Raw genomic sequence first — 17,891 nt, 5'->3', positions numbered from 1 at the left:
AAGAGATGTGTTAAAAGTCTTGATCTTCCTGAATAAATTCCGTTTCCCGCGTCAGGATATCGTGAATGTAGCAGAGCTCTACAACGGGAATTTTGACACTATACCCGCTCTCTATGACACTAAAGGCCTCGCGTAGCGTAGCCAGCTCGCGATCCGGACACTGCCCTCCAGTGTATTGGGCTGGGGAAGCGTGACGAATTAATCGCTCTATCAGACAGCTGATATGCACATACAGCGCGACCTTACGATCGTTAGGTACATCGCGCCCGGCCAGATGCTCATAGCGCAGCAAAAACTGCTCAACCTGGTTGATCACCTTAGCCGTATCGAGGATCGTCACCGACTCGATCACCCGGCGCAGCGAAAAGTTTTTCAGGATCAGGTTGTTGATCTCGCTGACCTGCTCCGCCGTCGCCAGTTCGCCAAAAATGCGCATCAGCGGACGACTCCCTTCGCCAGAGATCAGCGAATCCAGCGAGATCCAGGGTAGATCGGCAAGATGCGGATCCAGGGTGCCGACGATCGCCAACACCTCATAGCGGCTTAGCATCGGCTCCCGTCGCGCGGGATCGGCAAGGGTCTCCACATCGCAGGCCACAATATCAATGCCAAGCGCTTCAGGAATGCTGGCTTTTAACAGCGCCGACAGATTCGCCGCCGCGCCCAGACCGGTCGCGCAGGTGGTTAAAATTGCCCGCGGCTTATCGGTTTGCGGGTAATAGAGCTGGTGCTCAACCGCAAGGTCATCGCCGATCTCGCGGACGATATCTTCCAGCATAACGCCCTGCAAAATGCGCTCCCCGACGTACATCGCCATACCGGTGGAGACATTGTTGATGATCGCCATCGGCGTACTCAGGCGACGATTAAAATGGCGGTGAATGGCGTTCAGCGATCCCATGTCGACCAGGATTATCAATCCTGATGCCAGAGCATGGCTCTCTATGTAGGCCATCACCTGGTTAGCGATAGCCTCCGGCGTCACGTCCAGCGGCATATCGAATGACTCAAAGAGCTGGCTTTTCAGCAAGCGGTTTGCCACGTTGGCGATGCTGCTGGCGGTAGCGTAACCGTGAGCGAGAATTATCGCCCGGGTCACCTGCTGCTGGCTGATGGCGCCATTCTTGTGGAACCACAGCACTAACAGCAGCAGGTCGATACGCTGGGGTTCAATATCCAGCTTCAGCGTCAACGCACCGAGGATCGCTTCGCAAAAGCGATACAGCAGCGGAAACTTCTGTACCAGGAAGTCCTCCAGCTGGCGGGCTTTTTCATTGTTTATCGTGGACTGCGCCTGTCGGGATCGGTGGATCAGGTAGTGGCTCAGCGCGTAGAGGCAGTTGCCGTTAAACTGGATATTGAAGCGCTTTTCCAGGCGATAATACTCCTCCCGAACCTGATGAGCGATCAGCAGCAGCATCTGCGAGCTACTGGAGTCATGATTATCAAAGATCAACCGATCGAAGAGGGTTTCAATCTCTTCCCCCATGCTCCTTTGCGCCTCTTCCCAGACCGTTTTTTTATTCAGCACCGCTTCATACTGCGCCAGAACCCGACACTGAACGTCATAGATCAGCCCCTGTACCGGGTCGCGCGCGCGCAGCAGCCAGACCAGGCTGGTCTGCGGCTCGATAAGCAGCGGCTCCTGCTGGCCCATCGCTTCGCTGAGCGCTGGCGTCGCGGCCATGACATTTTCCGGCAGATCGTGCAGCGTCACGGTCAACATTTCGCGGCCCGGAGACCTGGCCCAGGCTGACGCCACGGCGTACTTCACCACATTCTTCAGCTCGCCGACGTTGCCCCGATAAACATACTGCGTCAGGACCTGCAACAGTCGCGGCGTTAGTTGCAGCCGGGCGGCAAGCGTGCGCGCCTCCTGCCAGAAAAACTGTAGCGTTAGCGCCTCCTTCTCCTCGCGGCTACGGTGTTGAAGATCGGGCAAGCTAACCAGGATCGGAATTCGGCGCAGGAAGGTGGTGAGAAAAGTGCTGTGAATATCTTCGGTGGTGGCAAACACCAACCGCAGCGAAATCGGCAAGCCTTGCGCGGTCTCCCCCACCCGGTAGATCTCCTTACGATCCAGCCAGGTGAACAGCTTCTCCTGTCCCTGAGCATCCAGGCGATGGACCTCATCGAGAAACAGCATCCCGCCGTTTGCCGCCTCAAACGCCCCCGCTTTATCGCTCTGCGCACCGGTAAACGCGCCTTTGACGTAGCCAAACAGGTTGGCGGCCAGCAGCTCCGGATTACTCGCATACTGCGCGCAGTTAAAGCTCACAAAGGGGGCATCGGGCGCCAGCAGCCCCTGGGCGATGGCGAACTCATGCATCAGCTCAGCCATATAGCTTTTGCCGGTCCCGCTGTCGCCGGTAATAAGCAGCGGTAGCCCGCCGTTAGGATAAAACAGCGCGGTTTTCATCTGCTCAATCGGTTTACGCAGGCTGCCGTCATGCCCGGTCAGCAACGAAAAATGGTCCGCCTGTTCCGGCTGGCGGTCGCTCTCCGCGAGTAAATCCGCCATGCTGGCATACTCACTGCGGGAAAGCGGGTAGAACTGCTGGCAAAAGGCTTTTTTATGCAGAAAATAGACCGGCCGGGTGTTGATTTTCACCAGCACGTCCTGAGCGACCAGCTGATTGAGATAATGGCTGGCGGTATTTCTTTGCATCGCGAAACGCCGGGCCAGCCAGCTGGCGGTAAAGACCTCGCTCAGGTTATCCGGATCGAAAAAATCGGTCTGATTTTGCAAAAAAGCCAACAGTTCCGTTTTACGCATCGCATCCCCCTCTTCGCCATTACGAAGGGATATGATGCGGGAAAAGAGAGGCTTATCGACGGCCCGTGCTGTTTTTTTGCGGTCCAGCGCACACTCCTGGCTAAGCCGACTTCGCGTCGGCCAGATCCATCGTCATTTCATACTGCTGCAGCGAGAGCGGCGTATAGCCGGCCGCGGCAAACAGCGGCGTAAAAGTTTCCGGGACCGTCACCGAAGTACCAATGCCCGGGAACTGCTGCGCCAGCGCCATCAGCAGCTCACGCGCCAGCCCCTGGCGGCGGGCGGCGGGCTCCACCCACAAAAACGACAGTACAGGGCGCGAGCCCGCCGTCGTTAGAACCGCGAAGGCGCGCTGTTCCAGCGTCACGACCTGACATGGCAGAGTGGCGAAGGTAAGCGGATCCAGCAGCCAGGGAAGCTGGCTGTTACTCTCCTCAATGGCGCGCCGAAGCAGGGACAGGGTGGGATAAAGCTGCAATACGCCCGGCACCGGGGCCAGAAGTTCTGTACTCAGGTAGCCGCAGAGCCCATAGCGTCGCGTAAAGCCCAGCGACTGATACAGCGCGACGGCCGCATGGTTATCGCGGATCACCTCCAGGAATACCGTCTCGATCCCCTGCTGTTGCAAAAGCATCAGCAGTTCCTGCATCAGTTTCCGGCCCAGCCCTTTGCCGCGCCAGGCCGGGCGCAGGGCAAAGGCCGCCAGGCGAGCGGCACTCCCCCGGCGCGCGACGATCGCGATCGCCGCCGGTTCATCTCCGGCCAGCCAGACGCGGGAATCGACCAGGCTCATCCCCTCGGCGCTAAAACGCCGAACAAATCCCTCTACCGACTGGGTAACAGGCACCAGGTAGGCTTCAAAACAGGCGTTGAGAATATCCGTTAACTGCACGCTGCTGAACTGCGTGGCGGGAACGGCGGTCAGCTCCATACTTTTCTCCCGAAGGCTGCTATGCTGAGGTGATGAAAACTAACACTATAACTGCCGGTGCCGTATTACGCCTGACTCAGGAGAGCGATGTCGCCCTTCTGCCCGCCATTGAACGTTCTGCCGCCCAGGCATTTCGCCAGATCCCTTCTCTCGCCTGGCTGGCGGACAGCGAGGTGATTAGCGTTGCGCGCCATCATGATTATCTGGAAACGGAGCATAGCCTGCTGGCGGTAGCCGCCGGGCAACCCGTTGGCTTTATTCTGACCGAACCGCTCGACGATGCGTTATTTATCGTCGAAGTCGCCGTCCACCAGGCCTGGCAGCAACAGGGCATCGGCTGGATGCTGCTGGAGCGGGTTATTGAGAGCGCACGGCAGATGGGCTACCCGGCGGTAACCCTCACCACCTTCCGCGAGGTGCCGTGGAATGCGCCGTTTTATACCCGTCTGGGATTCGCCATGCTCGATGAGCTGACCCTGCCCGCCGGGCTGGCGGCAAAAAGGGAACAGGAGACCCGGCACGGCCTGCCGCCCGAGTCGCGCTGCGCCATGCGCCTGGCGTTGTAGACTTCAGCACTGCTTTCAGCGGCGCAATATGGTACAAAGTACCATTCAAAACTTACCCGTTGTTACCCGTATGTCCTGGTCAATCGATATTATTTCCTGCATAACCGATCGCTTTGTGGAACTCACGGCGACCGAAAAACGCATCGCGCAGTTTATTCTCGATGATGTCGCGGCGGCGGCGGAGCTGCCCATCGCCGAGATAGCGCGTCTGACGCAAACCAGCCAGGCTTCGGTCACCCGTTTTGCCCGGGCGCTCGGCTGTAAAGACGTCCGCGAGCTGAAGATGAAGCTTGCGCAATCTCTTGCGGTCGGCCAGCGGTTTATCCTCGATGTTCCGGATCTCGAAGGCGTCCAGGGGATCTATGAGTCAATCATCAGCGTACTGGAGACCAACCGGCGGGCGCTGGATATCGAGGCGCTGAAGCGCGCGGTGAGCTGGCTGAGCGATGCGCGGCAGATCCTCGCCCTGGGGATGGGCGGCGGTTCGACCATCTGCGCTCAGGAAATTCAGTATCGCCTGTTTCGCCTCGGTCTGCCGGTAGTCAGCCAGAGCGATGGTCTGCTGGTACGCATGATGAGCTCGGCGGTGACGCCGCAGGATGTGGTGATCGTGCTGTCTCTGGGCGGCTATACCCGGGAAATCATCGAGAGCGCGGCGATTGCCAGCCAGTACGGCGCGAAGGTTATTGCGATTACCCCCGCCGGAACGCCGCTGGCTGAACAGGCGGATCTGGTGCTACCGCTGCTGGTACGGGAAAACGACTATATCTTTAAGCCCAGCACTTCCCGTTACGCGATGCTGGCGATGGTCGATGTGCTGGCCACCGAACTGGCGATGGCCAACAAAACCCAGGCAAAAGGCAAATTACGCCGTATTAAGCTGGCGCTCGACAGCCACCGCGGCGGCGTCGATCGGCAGCCGCTGGGGGACTAACTTTTACTGGCGGAGATAAACCTCTCCGCCTGCTCACGGGTACGTTCCACGGCCTGTCCGGCGCGATAAAGATCGCTGCCCAGACCGGCACCGGCGCACCCCGCCTGTATCCAGGTCGCCAGATTTTCCGGCGTCACGCCGCCGACCGCCAGCACCGGCACCTCCGGCGGCAACACCGCTTTTAGCGCGCGAATATAGTCCGCGCCGAATGCTGATGACGGAAAGATTTTCAGCCATTGCGCCCCGGCATCCAGCGCGCTAAACGCCTCGGAGGCCGTCGCGCAGCCGGCGCACACCAGCATCCCCTTATCTACCGCGCGGCGGATCACCGCCGGGGCCGTATTGGGCGTCACGATAAGTTTCGCCCCAGCTTCAGCGAGAAAATCAACCTGTTCAACCTTCAGCACCGTTCCCGCGCCAATCATCGCCCGCTCGCCAAACTGACGCACCATCGCCGGAATACTTTGCTGCCAGTCCGGCGAATTGAGCGGGATTTCGATATAGCGAAAGCCTGCATTTATTAGCGTCTCAATATGATCTGCCGCCTCAGCGGGTTGAATGCCGCGTAAAATCGCCACCAGCTTAATCTTGTCCATCAATCATCCTCGCTATACCCGAAAGAAACGCCGCCTCGCCGGAGCAACAGGAAATGGCTAACCCACGCGCCGCCATCGCCTGCTGATAACGGGCACTGAGCGAGTGCTCACCAACCAGCACCACGCGGCTGGCGCGATAGCGTTCGCTAAAGGTCGCCACCTCCGCACCAATCAACAGCCCGGAGAGATAATCGCTCACCGAAGTCGCCGCCAGCGCACCTAACACCCGCGCGGCGCGAGCGCTGAATAACCCGTCCAGTATCGCCGGCTGAGTTAGCCCTTTTTCCATACCGAGAGCGAAAGCGGCGTCATCAGGTTGTTGTACCGGCAGTTGCTGGCCGAGCAGCGAATGGTTAAGCAGCAGGTGATGCAGTTCGCCGGTCATCGCCGTGGCGAACTGGCGCACCACGCCGTTTTGCACCTGCACCCATTTGCAGTGGGTGCCGGGCATCACGTAACACTCCGCGGGCATCAGTTGCCAGGCGCCCAGCAGCTGCGTTTCTTCACCGCGCATTACGTCGTAATCTGTAGCCTGCGCCACTTTCAGCCCCGGCACGATCCACACTTTTTCCGCCACCTCATATAACTGACCGTTGAGCGCCTCCAGCGCTAGCGGGCAGGCCAGATAAGGCACCGGTTGCCAACCGGCATCGCTGCCGATCATGCCCGCCATCACCACCGGCAGCGCGGGGTCGCCGCGCCACGGCGCCAGCTGCTGCTGAAATACCGCTTCGGCGCGCTGCCCGTTCAGACGCGTGACGCCGCAGGGCAGTTTCAGCTTGTCGATGCATTCGCCATCACGCATCCGCCATGCCCGCAGCTGGGTGGAGCCCCAATCGACGGCAATATACTCGTTCATGATTACCCCTTACCCGCGTGAGGTATGACGTTTGCCAATCGGCAGCGGCGGCGGCGTTGGGCGGCTTTCACGCTCGCGGGTAATCATCTCCAGAGCCTGCTCGCGGCTCATGCTGCTGGCCGGGGTCAGTAACGTCACCACAACCGAAGCCACCAGGCTCGTCAGCACCGCCGGAATACACGGGTTGCCCCAGAACGCCAGCCAGTCGCTATCCACCAGCACCGCAACCGATGCCCCGGCGCCGCCGGCCAGCGCGGCGACCGCGCCCTGCCAGTTAAAGCGTGTCCAGAAACGGCCAAGCATGGTGCAGATAAACATCCCGGACATAATCATTGAGATCATTTTGGTGATGTAGCTGATGATGTCGTTGGAGGTCAGGGCAAACAGCAGCGCCAGCGCAATCACCAGAACCAGGAAGATCCGCGACAGGCGAATCGCTTTCTCCGGCGCGGGCATATGGCCGGTCACCAGGGTGTAGAGGTCGCGCAGCATAATGGACACCGCGGCGATGGCATCAGAGCTGCCGGAAGACATATTGGCCGACATGCCGGCAATCAGGATCGCCATCGCCAGCACCGGCGGCAGCACCTGGGTGGCAAACAAGAAGGCGAAGCCGCTGTTTTCCAGCTGCGGGTTCATGGTCCATACCGCCATACCGATGATCGCCGGCAGGAAGGAGAAGCCCAGATACAGCAGGCCGGTAATGGTAAAGGACTGGCGCACCGAGGAGACGGTCTTCGCCGAGTAAATACGCTGGCGATAAGAAGGCGTCGCCAGCACGCCGACGCCGATCACCATCGCCAATGATAGCGCCGGCAGCACGCCTAATTTATCGACCGCGAACAGGCTTTGCGCCGCCGGATCGACGGCCTGCTGAATATGGCTCCAGCCGCCAACGTGATGAACCGCCAGTATCGCCATTAAAATAAAGCCCACGAACAGCACGATCGATTGAATGGTATCGATCCACACCACCGCGGAATAGCCGCCGATACCGACATAAACCACAAAAGCCAGCGCGATAATAATTTTCGCGACATTAATATCAATGCCGCTGGCCCACGCCAGATATAATCCGCCGCCTAATATATGCGCCCCCAGCCAGCCGATAGAGGCAATAAAAATAAGTATCGCGACGAGGTTTTTAATAATTTTACTGCCGCCGGTGTAATACGACATTTCTTCACTCATGGTCATGAAGCGAAGTTTACGTACCGGTGCAAATAACCATGCCACCAGCAGGATCCCCACCGCGCCGCCGAGGCCGTAAAGCATCCCGGCCCAGCCGTTGCTGTAGCCAAAGCCGACGGCGCCGACGCTGGAGCCGGTCCCCACCATGGTGCCGACCGTCGAACCGAGAGTGAGGATCATCGGCAGCGAACGACCGCCAAGTAAAAAGTCTTCGCCGGTTTTCTGTTTGCGCGAAACGTACCAGCCTAAGGTAATCATCGCGCAGGCATAAACGGAAAACCAAATCATAAATGACATATTATTCATGGCTCACATCCAGACGTAATAAATAATATTCGTGCCGCTGAATATTATGAGTTAACAGGAACCATGCCTGAAAAAAGGCATAGCGAACCCAGTGGCACCGATTTATTTATTCACTCTGGTGCCGATATCACACTTTTTTGATGCTCCCTCCCGCAAAGGGAGGGATTTATTTTAGGTTTCGAGCGTTATTGTCGCGCAGCGTTAAAACAGGTCACATCCACTTCGACTTTACAATCCACCACCAGGTCCGCTACGCAGCAGATGCGGGCAGGCGGGTTGTCGCCAAAGAACTCGCGAAATACCTTATTGAACGACTGAAAATAGCGCGCATCGGTGAGGATCACTTTAACATGCACCACGTCGGCCAGGGTGTAGCCCGCTTCGGTCATGATATCTACGCAGTTCTGAATCGCCAGACGCGACTGGTCGACAATCCCGCCTTCCACGACTTCGCCATTTTTCATCGGCGTCTGGCCGGAAACGTACAGCCAGCCTCCCGCTTCCACCGCCCGCGCGAACGGCAGGTGCTGCCCGCCGGTACCGGTACCACCTTCTACGCCATAACGCTTGATACTCATACTCAACTCCTTAGTCCATCCGACGACGCAGGAAACGCCCTGCCCGTCCGGTAATTTTCTTATCACTGCCGTAGCTCATCACGCCGTTGACCATCACCGCCTCAATGCCGTCCGCCGGTCGTTTCGGGTCGGAGAAACTGGCGACATCGCGCACCGTCTGCGGGTCAAACAGCACCAGGTCGGCAAAGTAGCCAATTTTCACCAGCCCGCGATCCGCCAGCTGGAAGCGCGCCGCCGACAGCCCGGTCATCTTGTGTACCGCGGTAGTCAGCGGGAATAGCTGCTCGTCGCGGCTATAGTGGCCGAGCACCCGCGGGAAGGCGCCCCACAGGCGCGGATGCGGCATCGGATCGTTCGGCAGCCCGTCAGAGCCAATCATGGTGACCGGATAGCGCATCACCCGCTGTACGTCCTGCTCATCCATGTTGTGATAAATAGCGCCCGCCGGCATCAGCCGCGCCGCGGCGTCGTGCAGGCTCACCTGCCACTCATCGGCGATCTGCTGCAGCGTTTTCCCCGCCTGCTCCGGCTGCGCTTCGGACCAGGTAATCACGATATCAAACTCGTCGGTCACCTGTTTCATATCCAGCGTCGATGAGCTGGCGGAGTAGGGATAACAGTCGCAGGCGATATCCTGCTGCTGGCGCATCTCATCGAAAAAGGCTAGCGTCTCTTTGGTACGCCCCCAGTTTTTTGCCCCGGCGCACTTGTGGTGCGAAACCACCACCGGCACGTTGCCGTGACGGCCAATACGGAAGGCTTCGTCCAGCGCCTCGAGAATCGGCTCAAACTCTGAACGTAAATGGGTGGTATAGACGCCCTTCCCGGCCGCCAGCTCTTCCGCCAGCGCCATCACCTCCTCGGTGGTCGACTGGAAGGCGCTGGCGTAGGCCAGCCCGGTACTGAGCCCTAATGCTCCCTGGCGCAGCGCATCGCGTAGCTGTACGCGCATGCCGGCGATTTCCGTCTCGTTCGCCGGACGAAACAGATCGTCCATATGGTTATTGCGCAGCGCGGTGTGACCGATTAACGTACCGACATTCAGCGACGGTCGCGCCGCCTCCACCGCATGGGCATAAGCCTCCACGGTGGGATAGATAAAGTGTTGCTGCTCGCCGAGGAGATTCATCGGGTCCGGCACTTCCCCCCGCATGGTGGCGGTCGCCGCACTGATCCCGCAGTTGCCGACGATCACCGTCGTCACCCCCTGGCTGAGCTTCGGCAAGTACTCCGGCATGCGGATCACGTTGATATCATCATGGGTATGCACATCAATAAAGCCCGGCGCCAGTACCCGCCCCTGGCCATCAATCACCTGCTCCGCCGCAACGTCCAGCGCCGGGGCGATAGCCATAATTCGATCGCCCTTCACCGCCACATCAGCACGGTATTGCGGCCCGCCGCTCCCGTCGATCACCGTGACGTTTTTGAAAAGCCAGTCAACTTTCATAGCAATTACTCCCTTTCGACATGCCGATAAGTTAACCATTTACAAGCGCAAAAAACAGTGGAAAACTAAGCAAAAATCAGATCGTTTTGTGATACTTTTATTCAAAACGAATAACATTTTTATATTAAAAATATATTTATCAAATAGTTATAAATGATACCCAGCGACTAACCGATTATAAACCCTGAAAGGATAGTGTTATGAAATACCATTCAGCACCGCTCATCCCGCACAAATCCGCCCTCATGTCCGCGCCGGCTAATCTGCTGGCGGAAGAGGTCTGTCTACCCGCCGCGCTGCTAAAAAAGTCGGCGCTGGAAAATAATATTTCATGGATGCAGCGCTACGCCGACGCCCGCGGCGTATCGCTGGCGCCGCATGGTAAAACGACAATGACGCCATGGATATTTCAGGCGCAGCAGCGAGCGGGGGCGTGGGGGATCGGCGTGGGCAGCGCCTGGCAGGCTAGCGCGGCAATGGCCAGCGGCATCCAACGCGTCCTGATGGTTAATCAGCTGGTCGGCAAAGCCAATATGCAGGTGGTCGCGCAGCTAAAAGCCCACTATCGGGCGGTGGATTTTATCTGCTGCGTCGATAGCGAGGTCAACGTGCGCGCCCTCTCCACATTCTTCGCAGACCAGGGACAAACGCTGGATGTGCTGATTGAACTTGGCGTGCCTGGCGGGCGCTGCGGCTGTCGTAGCGTCAATGACGCGCTGGCGCTGGCGCAGCGGGTAAGCGACCTGCCGGGGTTACGGCTACGCGGACTGGAACTGTATGAAGGGGTGCTGCACGGCGACGATCCGCAGCCGCAGGTGGAAGCGCTGTTACAGCAGGCCGCGGCGCTTGCCTGCCGCATGGAGCCGCTGGTTGACGGCGAATTTATTCTCACCGGCGCGGGCACCGTCTGGTATGACGTGGTATGCAACATCTGGCTGGCGGCGGCAAAACCGCGCCGCTGCCGTATCGTCATCCGCCCTGGCTGTTATATCACCCACGATCGCGGGATCTACGATCTCGCCCAACAAGCGCTGATCGCCCGCGATCCGATTGCCTGCGATCTCGCCGGCGATCTCACTTCAGCGCTGGAGCTGATGGCGATGGTGCAATCGGTGCCGGAGGCGGATCGCGCGGTAGTGAATTTCGGCAAGCGCGACTGCGCTTTCGACGCCGGGCTGCCGCAGCCGATCGCCCATTATCGTAATGGCCAGCAGTTAGCGCTGCGCGCGGAGTCGATCGTCAGCACCGGCATCATGGATCAGCACTGTATGCTGCGCCTGGCGCCGGGCAGCGATGTGCAGGTCGGCGATATTCTGCTGTTCGGCACCTCGCACCCGTGTCTGACCTTTGATAAGTGGAAGACGTTGCTGCTGGTCGATGACGACTACAACGTGCTGGACGAGCTCGACACGCTGTTTTGACAGGCATCCCGGGTGGCGGCGCTTCGCGCCTTACCCGGGCTACACAACCCGCGATGTTCGGTAGCCCGGCTAAGCGTAGCGCAAGCCGGGGTATGTCCCGGGGCGGCGATTCGCGCCTTACCCGGGCTACACAACCCGCGACGTTCGGTAGCCCGGCTAAGCGTAGGAAAACCGGGGGATGTCCCGGCGGCGGCGCTCCGCGCCTTACCCGCCCTGGCGCAAGGCGCAAATCTCATCATGCAATGAACGACTGATAATGACCCCCTGCCGTTCACTCTGCTGGCGGCAGGCAAAACGCCGCTCGCCCGGCAGCCGCGCCCCTTGTTCCTGCATACCCATGAACAGCGTTTCGGCGCGCGCCAGCTGCTCTGGTGCCTGCGCGCCGAGAAAACGCTGCGGATCCAGCGCCAGAATCAGCTCGCCGCCGTAGGGGAGACCGCCCGCGCCGTTATCCCACGCCAGCGATTCGGCGCTGGTCATATCGCCGATAAGCGGCCCGGCCAACAGCTCAACCATTGCCGCCAGCGCCGAGCCCTTATGGCCGCCGAAAGTCAACATCGCGCCGTTCAGCACCTCTGCGGCATCGGTCGTTGGCTGTCCCTGATTGTCGATTCCCCAGCCTTCCGGTAGCGCTTTGCCGGCGCGCTGATGCAGCTGGATCTCGCCGCGCGCCGCGGCGCTGGTCGCCATATCAACAATAAACGGCGGCTTATCCTGCCGCGGCCAGCCGAAGGCGATGGGGTTGGTGCCGAACAGCGGACGTGTGCCGCCCGCCGGGGCGACCCAGGCGTGGCTTGGCGTACAGGCCAGCCCTACCAGCCCTGCCTCGGTCAACGGCTCAATATCGGCAAACAGCGCGGAAAAATGAACGCAGCGATTAATTGCCAGCGCCGCAATGCCATTGTGGCGCGCCTTCTCCAGCAGCAGCGGCAGCGCGCGCTCGTAGGCCAGCAGTGAAAAAGCGCCCCCGGCGTCCGCCCGCGCAATCCCCGGCGCCTGGTCATGGATCTGCGGCTCGGCATCGGGCGATACCTTACCTTTGCGCAGGGTATCGACAATGCCCAACAGCCGCCACAGGCCGTGGGAAGCGCAGCCGTCGCGCTCCCCGGCGGTCACATTGCGGGCAATCGCCGCCGCGTGGTCGGCGCTAAATCCATTGGCGCTGAGTACCTCCAGCGCCAGGTCATAAGCTTCAGGTAACGATAGAGTTACCGACTCCATACTGTTCTCCTTTACTCTTCTTCGTCTCCGCTAAAGTTAGCCTGCGGCAGGCAGCTGCGCGCGCCCCAGTAGTAAATCCCCAACGACATCGCCGCCATCCGGGAGGTGAACGGCGCGCGGCTGATTGCCCGCCCCTCCGCGCACAGCGTGCTGTTTGAAACCGCCGATGGCGGCGGCGTGGTTTACTGGCAGAAACTGATCCTCTGCTGCAGCGCGGGCGGCCTGCAGGCGGTGGCGGATACGATGAACCAGGCCGGAGGCGACGTGACGAATATCATTGAGCAAGCGCTGCTCCCGCCGCTGGCAGCGCTTCGCCGACGCCATAAACCGCGCCTTCCGGCTGGCGGAGTCGTTGAAAAACGCGGCGACGCCGGAGAGCCTGCTGTGCCGCTGCGAGGATGTGCGCTGCGGCGACGTGGCTGCCGCCGACGACTGGCTGCAGGCCAAACTGACCCAGCGCTGCGGAATGGGCGCCTGTCAGGGGCGCACCTGCGCCGCCAGCGCCCGCTGGCTGTATGGCTGGCCGCTGCAGCAGCCGAGAGAGCCGCTGTCCCCCGCCCGCGCGGAAACGCTTATTGCCCTCGCCAGGCTGAGCGCCGAGCCGTAACCGCTACTCTTCTTCATCACCGCGCCCGGCAGGGACGCCAAGCGCAATAAACTCCTCCAGCAGGGAGGTCAGTTGCTGCAGCTTTTCCGTGGTGAACTGGGCCTCCAGCAGGCGATAGGTTTCTTCCACCTCCGCCTGGGCGCTTTCGTACAGCGCAGTTCCGGCAGGCGTCAGCGAGACGTACAGCTTGCGCTGATCGTTAACTGGCTTTAAGCGCAGCACCAGCCCATCCCGCTCCATGCGCGTCAAAATCCCGGTCAGGCTGGGGCGCAGGATACAGGCGCGAAAGGCCAGATCGTGAAAGTCCATCGACGGACGTTCGGCGAGAATTCGCACGATCCGCCACTGCTGTTCGGTGAGATTGTGCCGTTTGACGATCGGTCGAAAGTAGGCCATCGCCGCTTCACGCGCCTGCAACAAGGCAATGGTTAATGAATCATGCATAGTATCCCCTCAACAGCCTCACCAAAAACTTATTAATAACTTAATAATTAGCGTTAATCCTGCCATGTACAACCGGTTTCTGCACCTGAAAAGTACCAGTCTTTTCCTGAAAAATATTCAAATTATTGATTTAAAACAAATAAGTAATTGCTATGTAAATATTGTGTTAATCCGATCACAAAACATTCACTTCCAGTTGCTAAACCTCAGCGCAAAGCATAAAAGATGATCATTAACATATTAATGAAATCCCTTGGAATCCAAAATCAGTCCCAGAGGAGTGGTGAATGAAAGGTACCATCTTCGCCGTTGCGCTCAATCATCGCAGCCAGCTCGACGCCTGGCGCGAAGCGTTTCAACAGGCCCCCTACAAGACGCCGCCGAAAACCGCGGTCTGGTTCATCAAACCGCGCAATACCGTGATTGGCGATGGCGAAGCCATTCCCCATCCGCAGGGCGAGACCGTACAAAGCGGCGCGACGGTGGCGCTGATTGTCGGCAAAACCGCGCGTAAGGTAGCGGCGGAAGAGGCGGCGCACTATATCGCCGGCTACGCGCTGGCTAACGATGTTAGCCTGCCGGAAGAGAGTTTTTATCGCCCGGCGATCAAAGCCAAATGCCGCGATGGCTTCTGCCCCATCGGCGCGCTATCGGCGGTACGCAACGTCGACGATCTAACCATCATCACCGAAATTAACGGCCGCGAGGCGGATAGCTGGAATACCGGCGATCTGCAGCGAAATGCCGCGCAGCTGCTTAGCGCCTTAAGCGAGTTCGCCACCCTCAATCCCGGCGACGCGATCCTTATCGGCACGCCCCACTCTCGCGTCACGCTGCGCCCCGGCGACCGCGTACGAATTCTCGCCGACGGTTTCCCGGCGCTCGAAAACCCGGTTGTCGCAGAAGGAGAGCTGGCATGAAACAGGCACGTATTGAATGGCAGGGACAGGTACGCGACGTGCTGGTCGATGAACGCGACCAGGTGCGCCTGCCCGATGGCACGGTATTGAAAGAAGGCAAATTCCGCTGGCTGCCGCCCGCCGACGGCACGCTGTTCGCGCTGGGGCTGAATTACGCCGACCACGCCAGCGAGCTGGAGTTTAAACCGCCAACCGAGCCTTTGGTATTCATCAAAGCGCCGAACACTTTTATTGGCCACCAGCAGCAGTCGGTACGCCCGGATAACGTCGAATACATGCACTACGAAGCCGAACTGGTGGTAGTGATCGGGAAAACCGCGCGCCGCGTCAGCGAAGCCGAGGCCATGGATTATGTCGCTGGCTATACCGTGTGCAACGACTACGCGATCCGCGACTATCTGGAAAACTACTACCGCCCGAACCTGCGGGTGAAAAGCCGCGATACCCTGACGCCGATTGGCCCGTGGATCGTCGCCAAAGAGGCGATCCCGGATCCGCATAATCTGGCCCTGCGCACCTGGGTCAACGGCGAACTGCGCCAGCAGGGCACCACCGCCGATCTGATCTTCAGCATCCCGTTCCTCATCGCTTATTTAAGCGAATTTATGACCCTGCAACCGGGCGACATGATCGCCACCGGCACGCCGAAAGGGCTATCCGATGTGGTGCCGGGCGACGAGGTAATCGTTGAAGTCGAGGGCGTGGGCCGCCTGGTCAACCATATCATCAGCCAGCAAGCGTATGAGGAGACACTGTCATGAAAAAGATTAACCATTGGATCAACGGTAAAAACGTTGCCGGCGCAGACTATTTTCATACCACCAACCCGGCCACCGGCGAGGTACTGGCTGAAGTCGCCTCCGGCGGCGAAGCCGAAATCAACCAGGCGGTAGCGGCGGCGAAAGAGGCCTTCCCGAAGTGGGCTAACCTGCCGATGAAAGAGCGCGCGCGGCTGATGCGCCGCCTGGGGGATCTGATCGATCAGAACGTCCCGGAGATCGCGGCGATGGAAACCGCCGATACCGGCCTGCCTATCCACCAGACCAAAAACGTGCTGATCCCGCGGGCGTCGCATAACTTCGAATTTTTCGCCGAAGTATGCCAGCAGATGAACGGCAAGACCTATCCGGTCGATGACAAGATGCTCAACTACACCCTCGTGCAGCCGGTTGGCGTCTGCGCGCTGGTGTCGCCGTGGAACGTGCCGTTTATGACCGCCACCTGGAAGGTGGCGCCGTGCCTGGCGCTGGGAAATACCGCGGTGCTGAAAATGTCCGAGCTGTCGCCGCTGACCGCCGATCGTCTGGGCGAGCTGGCGCTGGAGGCCGGGATCCCGGCTGGCGTGCTCAACGTGGTGCAGGGCTATGGCGCCACCGCTGGCGACGCGCTGGTACGCCATCATGATGTGCGCGCCGTCTCCTTCACCGGCGGCACCGCCACCGGCCGCAACATCATGAAGAACGCCGGCCTGAAAAAGTACTCCATGGAGCTTGGCGGAAAATCGCCGGTGCTGATTTTTGAAGACGCCGATATCGAGCGCGCGCTCGACGCCGCGCTGTTCACCATATTCTCGATCAACGGCGAACGCTGCACCGCCGGTTCGCGCATTTTCATTCAGCAGAGTATTTATCCGGAGTTCGTTAAGCGTTTCGCCGAGCGCGCCAACCGCCTGCGCGTAGGCGATCCGACCGATCCGAATACCCAGGTCGGCGCGCTGATTAGCAAGCAGCACTGGGAGAAAGTGTCCGGCTACATTCGCCTCGGCATTGAAGAGGGCGCCACCCTGCTGGCCGGCGGCGCGGATAAACCGTCCGACCTGCCGGCGCATCTGAAATCCGGCAACTTCCTGCGCCCGACTGTACTGGCGGATGTCGATAACCGCATGCGCGTCGCCCAGGAAGAGATTTTTGGCCCGGTCGCCTGCCTGCTGCCGTTCAAAGACGAAGCGGAAGGGCTGCGCCTGGCGAACGATGTGGAATACGGCCTGGCGTCGTATATCTGGACCCAGGACGTCAGCAAAGTGCTGCGTCTGGCACGCGGTATTGAAGCCGGGATGGTGTTCGTCAACACCCAGAACGTGCGCGACCTGCGCCAGCCGTTCGGCGGCGTGAAGGCCTCCGGCACCGGCCGCGAAGGCGGCGAATACAGCTTTGAAGTATTCGCCGAAATGAAAAACGTCTGCATCTCGATGGGCGACCATCCGATCCCGAAATGGGGAGTCTGATATGGGTAAGTTAGCGTTAGCAGCAAAAATCACTCACGTGCCGTCGATGTATCTGTCTGAGCTGCCGGGGAAAAACCACGGCTGCCGTCAGGGCGCTATCGACGGGCATAAAGAAATCGGCAAGCGCTGCCGTGAAATGGGCGTCGATACCATCATCGTGTTCGATACCCACTGGCTGGTCAACAGCGCCTACCACATCAACTGTGCCGACCATTTTCAGGGCGTCTACACCAGTAACGAACTGCCGCATTTTATTCGCGACATGACCTACGACTACGACGGCAACCCGGAGTTGGGTCACCTGATTGCCGACGAGGCCGTCAAGCTTGGCGTACGCGCCAAAGCGCACAATATTCCGAGCCTGAAGCTGGAGTACGGCACCCTGGTGCCGATGCGTTACATGAATAGCGATAAGCATTTCAAAGTGGTGTCCATTTCCGCCTTCTGTACCGTTCACGATTTTGCCGACAGCCGCAAGCTGGGCGAGGCCATCCTCAAGGCCATCGACAAATATGACGGCACCGTAGCGGTGCTGGCCAGCGGTTCGCTGTCGCATCGCTTTATCGACGACCAGCGCGCCGAAGAGGGGATGAACAGCTATACCCGCGAGTTTGATCATCAGATGGATGAGCGCGTGGTGAAGCTATGGCGCGAAGGCAAATTCAAAGAGTTCTGCACCATGCTGCCGGAGTACGCCGACTACTGTTACGGCGAAGGCAACATGCACGACACGGTGATGCTGCTCGGCCTGCTGGGTTGGGATAAATACGACGGTAAGGTGGAGTTTATCACCGAGCTATTCGCCAGCTCCGGTACCGGCCAGGTTAACGCCGTGTTCCCGTTGCCGGCGCAGGCGTAAGGAGGCCG

At 59.5% G+C, this 17,891-nt stretch carries 18 protein-coding genes and 1 pseudogene; 10 read left to right on the top strand and 9 right to left on the bottom strand.

What is annotated here, in order from left to right; genetic code table 11:
* Window positions 1-10 precede the first annotated feature (10 nt).
* Both RRF55_RS14330 and RRF55_RS14325 read right to left on the bottom strand, forming a co-directional pair.
* Complete coding sequence (locus tag RRF55_RS14330; RefSeq protein WP_023288215.1) at window positions 11-2,776, bottom strand: sigma 54-interacting transcriptional regulator; 2,766 nt, start codon at window positions 2,774-2,776, stop codon at window positions 11-13.
* Window positions 2,777-2,876: 100 nt separating this feature from the next.
* Window positions 2,877-3,707 (bottom strand): GNAT family N-acetyltransferase, encoded by an 831-nt coding sequence (locus RRF55_RS14325; RefSeq protein ID WP_032415917.1) that lies wholly within the window; start codon window positions 3,705-3,707, stop codon window positions 2,877-2,879.
* Window positions 3,708-3,739: 32 nt separating this feature from the next.
* Here RRF55_RS14325 and RRF55_RS14320 point away from each other — a divergent pair, with 32 nt between their 5' ends.
* Window positions 3,740-4,273: a GNAT family N-acetyltransferase gene (locus RRF55_RS14320; RefSeq protein WP_032415915.1), complete on the top strand. Its 534-nt coding sequence runs from the start codon at window positions 3,740-3,742 to the stop codon at window positions 4,271-4,273.
* Between the two features lie 70 nt (window positions 4,274-4,343).
* Window positions 4,344-5,207, top strand: a complete 864-nt coding sequence (locus tag RRF55_RS14315) for a MurR/RpiR family transcriptional regulator (RefSeq protein WP_004177525.1) — start codon at window positions 4,344-4,346, stop codon at window positions 5,205-5,207.
* On the opposite strand, the gene RRF55_RS14310 is transcribed toward RRF55_RS14315, so the two are convergent.
* The 5 genes from RRF55_RS14310 to RRF55_RS14290 all read right to left on the bottom strand — a co-directional run bounded on the left by RRF55_RS14310 (window position 5,204) and on the right by RRF55_RS14290 (window position 10,187).
* Entirely contained in the window at window positions 5,204-5,803 is a 600-nt protein-coding gene (locus RRF55_RS14310) for a 2-dehydro-3-deoxy-6-phosphogalactonate aldolase (RefSeq protein ID WP_004146077.1), read from the bottom strand. The two genes, RRF55_RS14315 and RRF55_RS14310, sit on opposite strands and share 4 nt — an antisense overlap.
* Complete coding sequence (locus RRF55_RS14305) at window positions 5,790-6,662, bottom strand: 2-dehydro-3-deoxygalactonokinase (protein WP_032415914.1); 873 nt, start codon at window positions 6,660-6,662, stop codon at window positions 5,790-5,792. Before RRF55_RS14305 ends, RRF55_RS14310 begins: the two co-directional genes overlap by 14 nt.
* A 9-nt stretch (window positions 6,663-6,671) precedes the next feature.
* Entirely contained in the window at window positions 6,672-8,159 is a 1,488-nt protein-coding gene (locus RRF55_RS14300) for a sodium:solute symporter family protein (protein ID WP_004222484.1), read from the bottom strand.
* A gap of 185 nt (window positions 8,160-8,344) precedes the next feature.
* Entirely contained in the window at window positions 8,345-8,737 is a 393-nt protein-coding gene (locus RRF55_RS14295; RefSeq protein ID WP_002887555.1) for a RidA family protein, read from the bottom strand.
* A 10-nt stretch (window positions 8,738-8,747) separates the two neighbouring features.
* Entirely contained in the window at window positions 8,748-10,187 is a 1,440-nt protein-coding gene (locus RRF55_RS14290; RefSeq protein ID WP_032439182.1) for an N-acyl-D-amino-acid deacylase family protein, read from the bottom strand.
* Between RRF55_RS14290 and RRF55_RS14285 the strand changes: the two genes are divergently transcribed.
* Window positions 10,165-10,344, top strand: coding sequence for a hypothetical protein (locus RRF55_RS14285; RefSeq protein WP_439419137.1), 180 nt, complete (start codon window positions 10,165-10,167; stop codon window positions 10,342-10,344). The two genes, RRF55_RS14290 and RRF55_RS14285, sit on opposite strands and share 23 nt — an antisense overlap.
* Before the next feature lie 43 nt (window positions 10,345-10,387).
* On the top strand, window positions 10,388-11,608 hold the full coding sequence (locus RRF55_RS14280; protein WP_032415913.1) for an amino acid deaminase: 1,221 nt from the start codon (window positions 10,388-10,390) through the stop codon (window positions 11,606-11,608).
* Between the two features lie 204 nt (window positions 11,609-11,812).
* Here RRF55_RS14280 and RRF55_RS14275 read toward each other — a convergent pair whose 3' ends face one another.
* On the bottom strand, window positions 11,813-12,829 hold the full coding sequence (locus RRF55_RS14275) for an Ldh family oxidoreductase (RefSeq protein ID WP_032415912.1): 1,017 nt from the start codon (window positions 12,827-12,829) through the stop codon (window positions 11,813-11,815).
* A 90-nt stretch (window positions 12,830-12,919) separates the two neighbouring features.
* Between RRF55_RS14275 and RRF55_RS14270 the strand changes: the two are divergent.
* A pseudogene (locus tag RRF55_RS14270) lies at window positions 12,920-13,436 on the top strand (hypothetical protein); the annotation flags it as partial.
* Window positions 13,437-13,439: 3 nt separating this feature from the next.
* On the opposite strand, the gene hpaR reads toward RRF55_RS14270, so the two are convergent.
* Entirely contained in the window at window positions 13,440-13,880 is a 441-nt protein-coding gene (gene hpaR, locus RRF55_RS14265) for a homoprotocatechuate degradation operon regulator HpaR (protein ID WP_002887503.1), read from the bottom strand.
* A 64-nt stretch (window positions 13,881-13,944) separates the two neighbouring features.
* Between hpaR and RRF55_RS14260 the strand changes: the two genes are divergently transcribed.
* From RRF55_RS14260 to hpaD, 5 genes are read left to right on the top strand one after another with little or no spacing between them, the layout of a single operon-like run.
* The gene (locus tag RRF55_RS14260; protein ID WP_032415930.1) at window positions 13,945-14,109 is read left to right on the top strand and encodes a hypothetical protein; all 165 of its coding nucleotides are present in this window, start codon (window positions 13,945-13,947) and stop codon (window positions 14,107-14,109) included.
* A gap of 58 nt (window positions 14,110-14,167) precedes the next feature.
* Window positions 14,168-14,800, top strand: a complete 633-nt coding sequence (locus RRF55_RS14255; RefSeq protein WP_023280837.1) for a fumarylacetoacetate hydrolase family protein — start codon at window positions 14,168-14,170, stop codon at window positions 14,798-14,800.
* Entirely contained in the window at window positions 14,797-15,561 is a 765-nt protein-coding gene (locus RRF55_RS14250; protein WP_032415910.1) for a fumarylacetoacetate hydrolase family protein, read from the top strand. Before RRF55_RS14255 ends, RRF55_RS14250 begins: the two co-directional genes overlap by 4 nt.
* Entirely contained in the window at window positions 15,558-17,024 is a 1,467-nt protein-coding gene (gene hpaE, locus RRF55_RS14245) for a 5-carboxymethyl-2-hydroxymuconate semialdehyde dehydrogenase (RefSeq protein WP_009485357.1), read from the top strand. Before RRF55_RS14250 ends, hpaE begins: the two co-directional genes overlap by 4 nt.
* 1 nt (window position 17,025) lies before the next feature.
* A complete protein-coding gene (gene hpaD, locus RRF55_RS14240; RefSeq protein WP_009485358.1) occupies window positions 17,026-17,883 on the top strand; it encodes a 3,4-dihydroxyphenylacetate 2,3-dioxygenase in 858 nt (285 codons plus the stop codon).
* Window positions 17,884-17,891: the final 8 nt, after the last annotated feature.

Source organism: Klebsiella sp. K47 (assembly GCF_051858335.1).
Classification (GTDB): Bacteria; Pseudomonadota; Gammaproteobacteria; order Enterobacterales; family Enterobacteriaceae; genus Klebsiella; species Klebsiella pneumoniae.
Note: the sequence above shows the minus strand (reverse complement) of the source record. Positions and strands in the feature narration are given on the sequence as shown.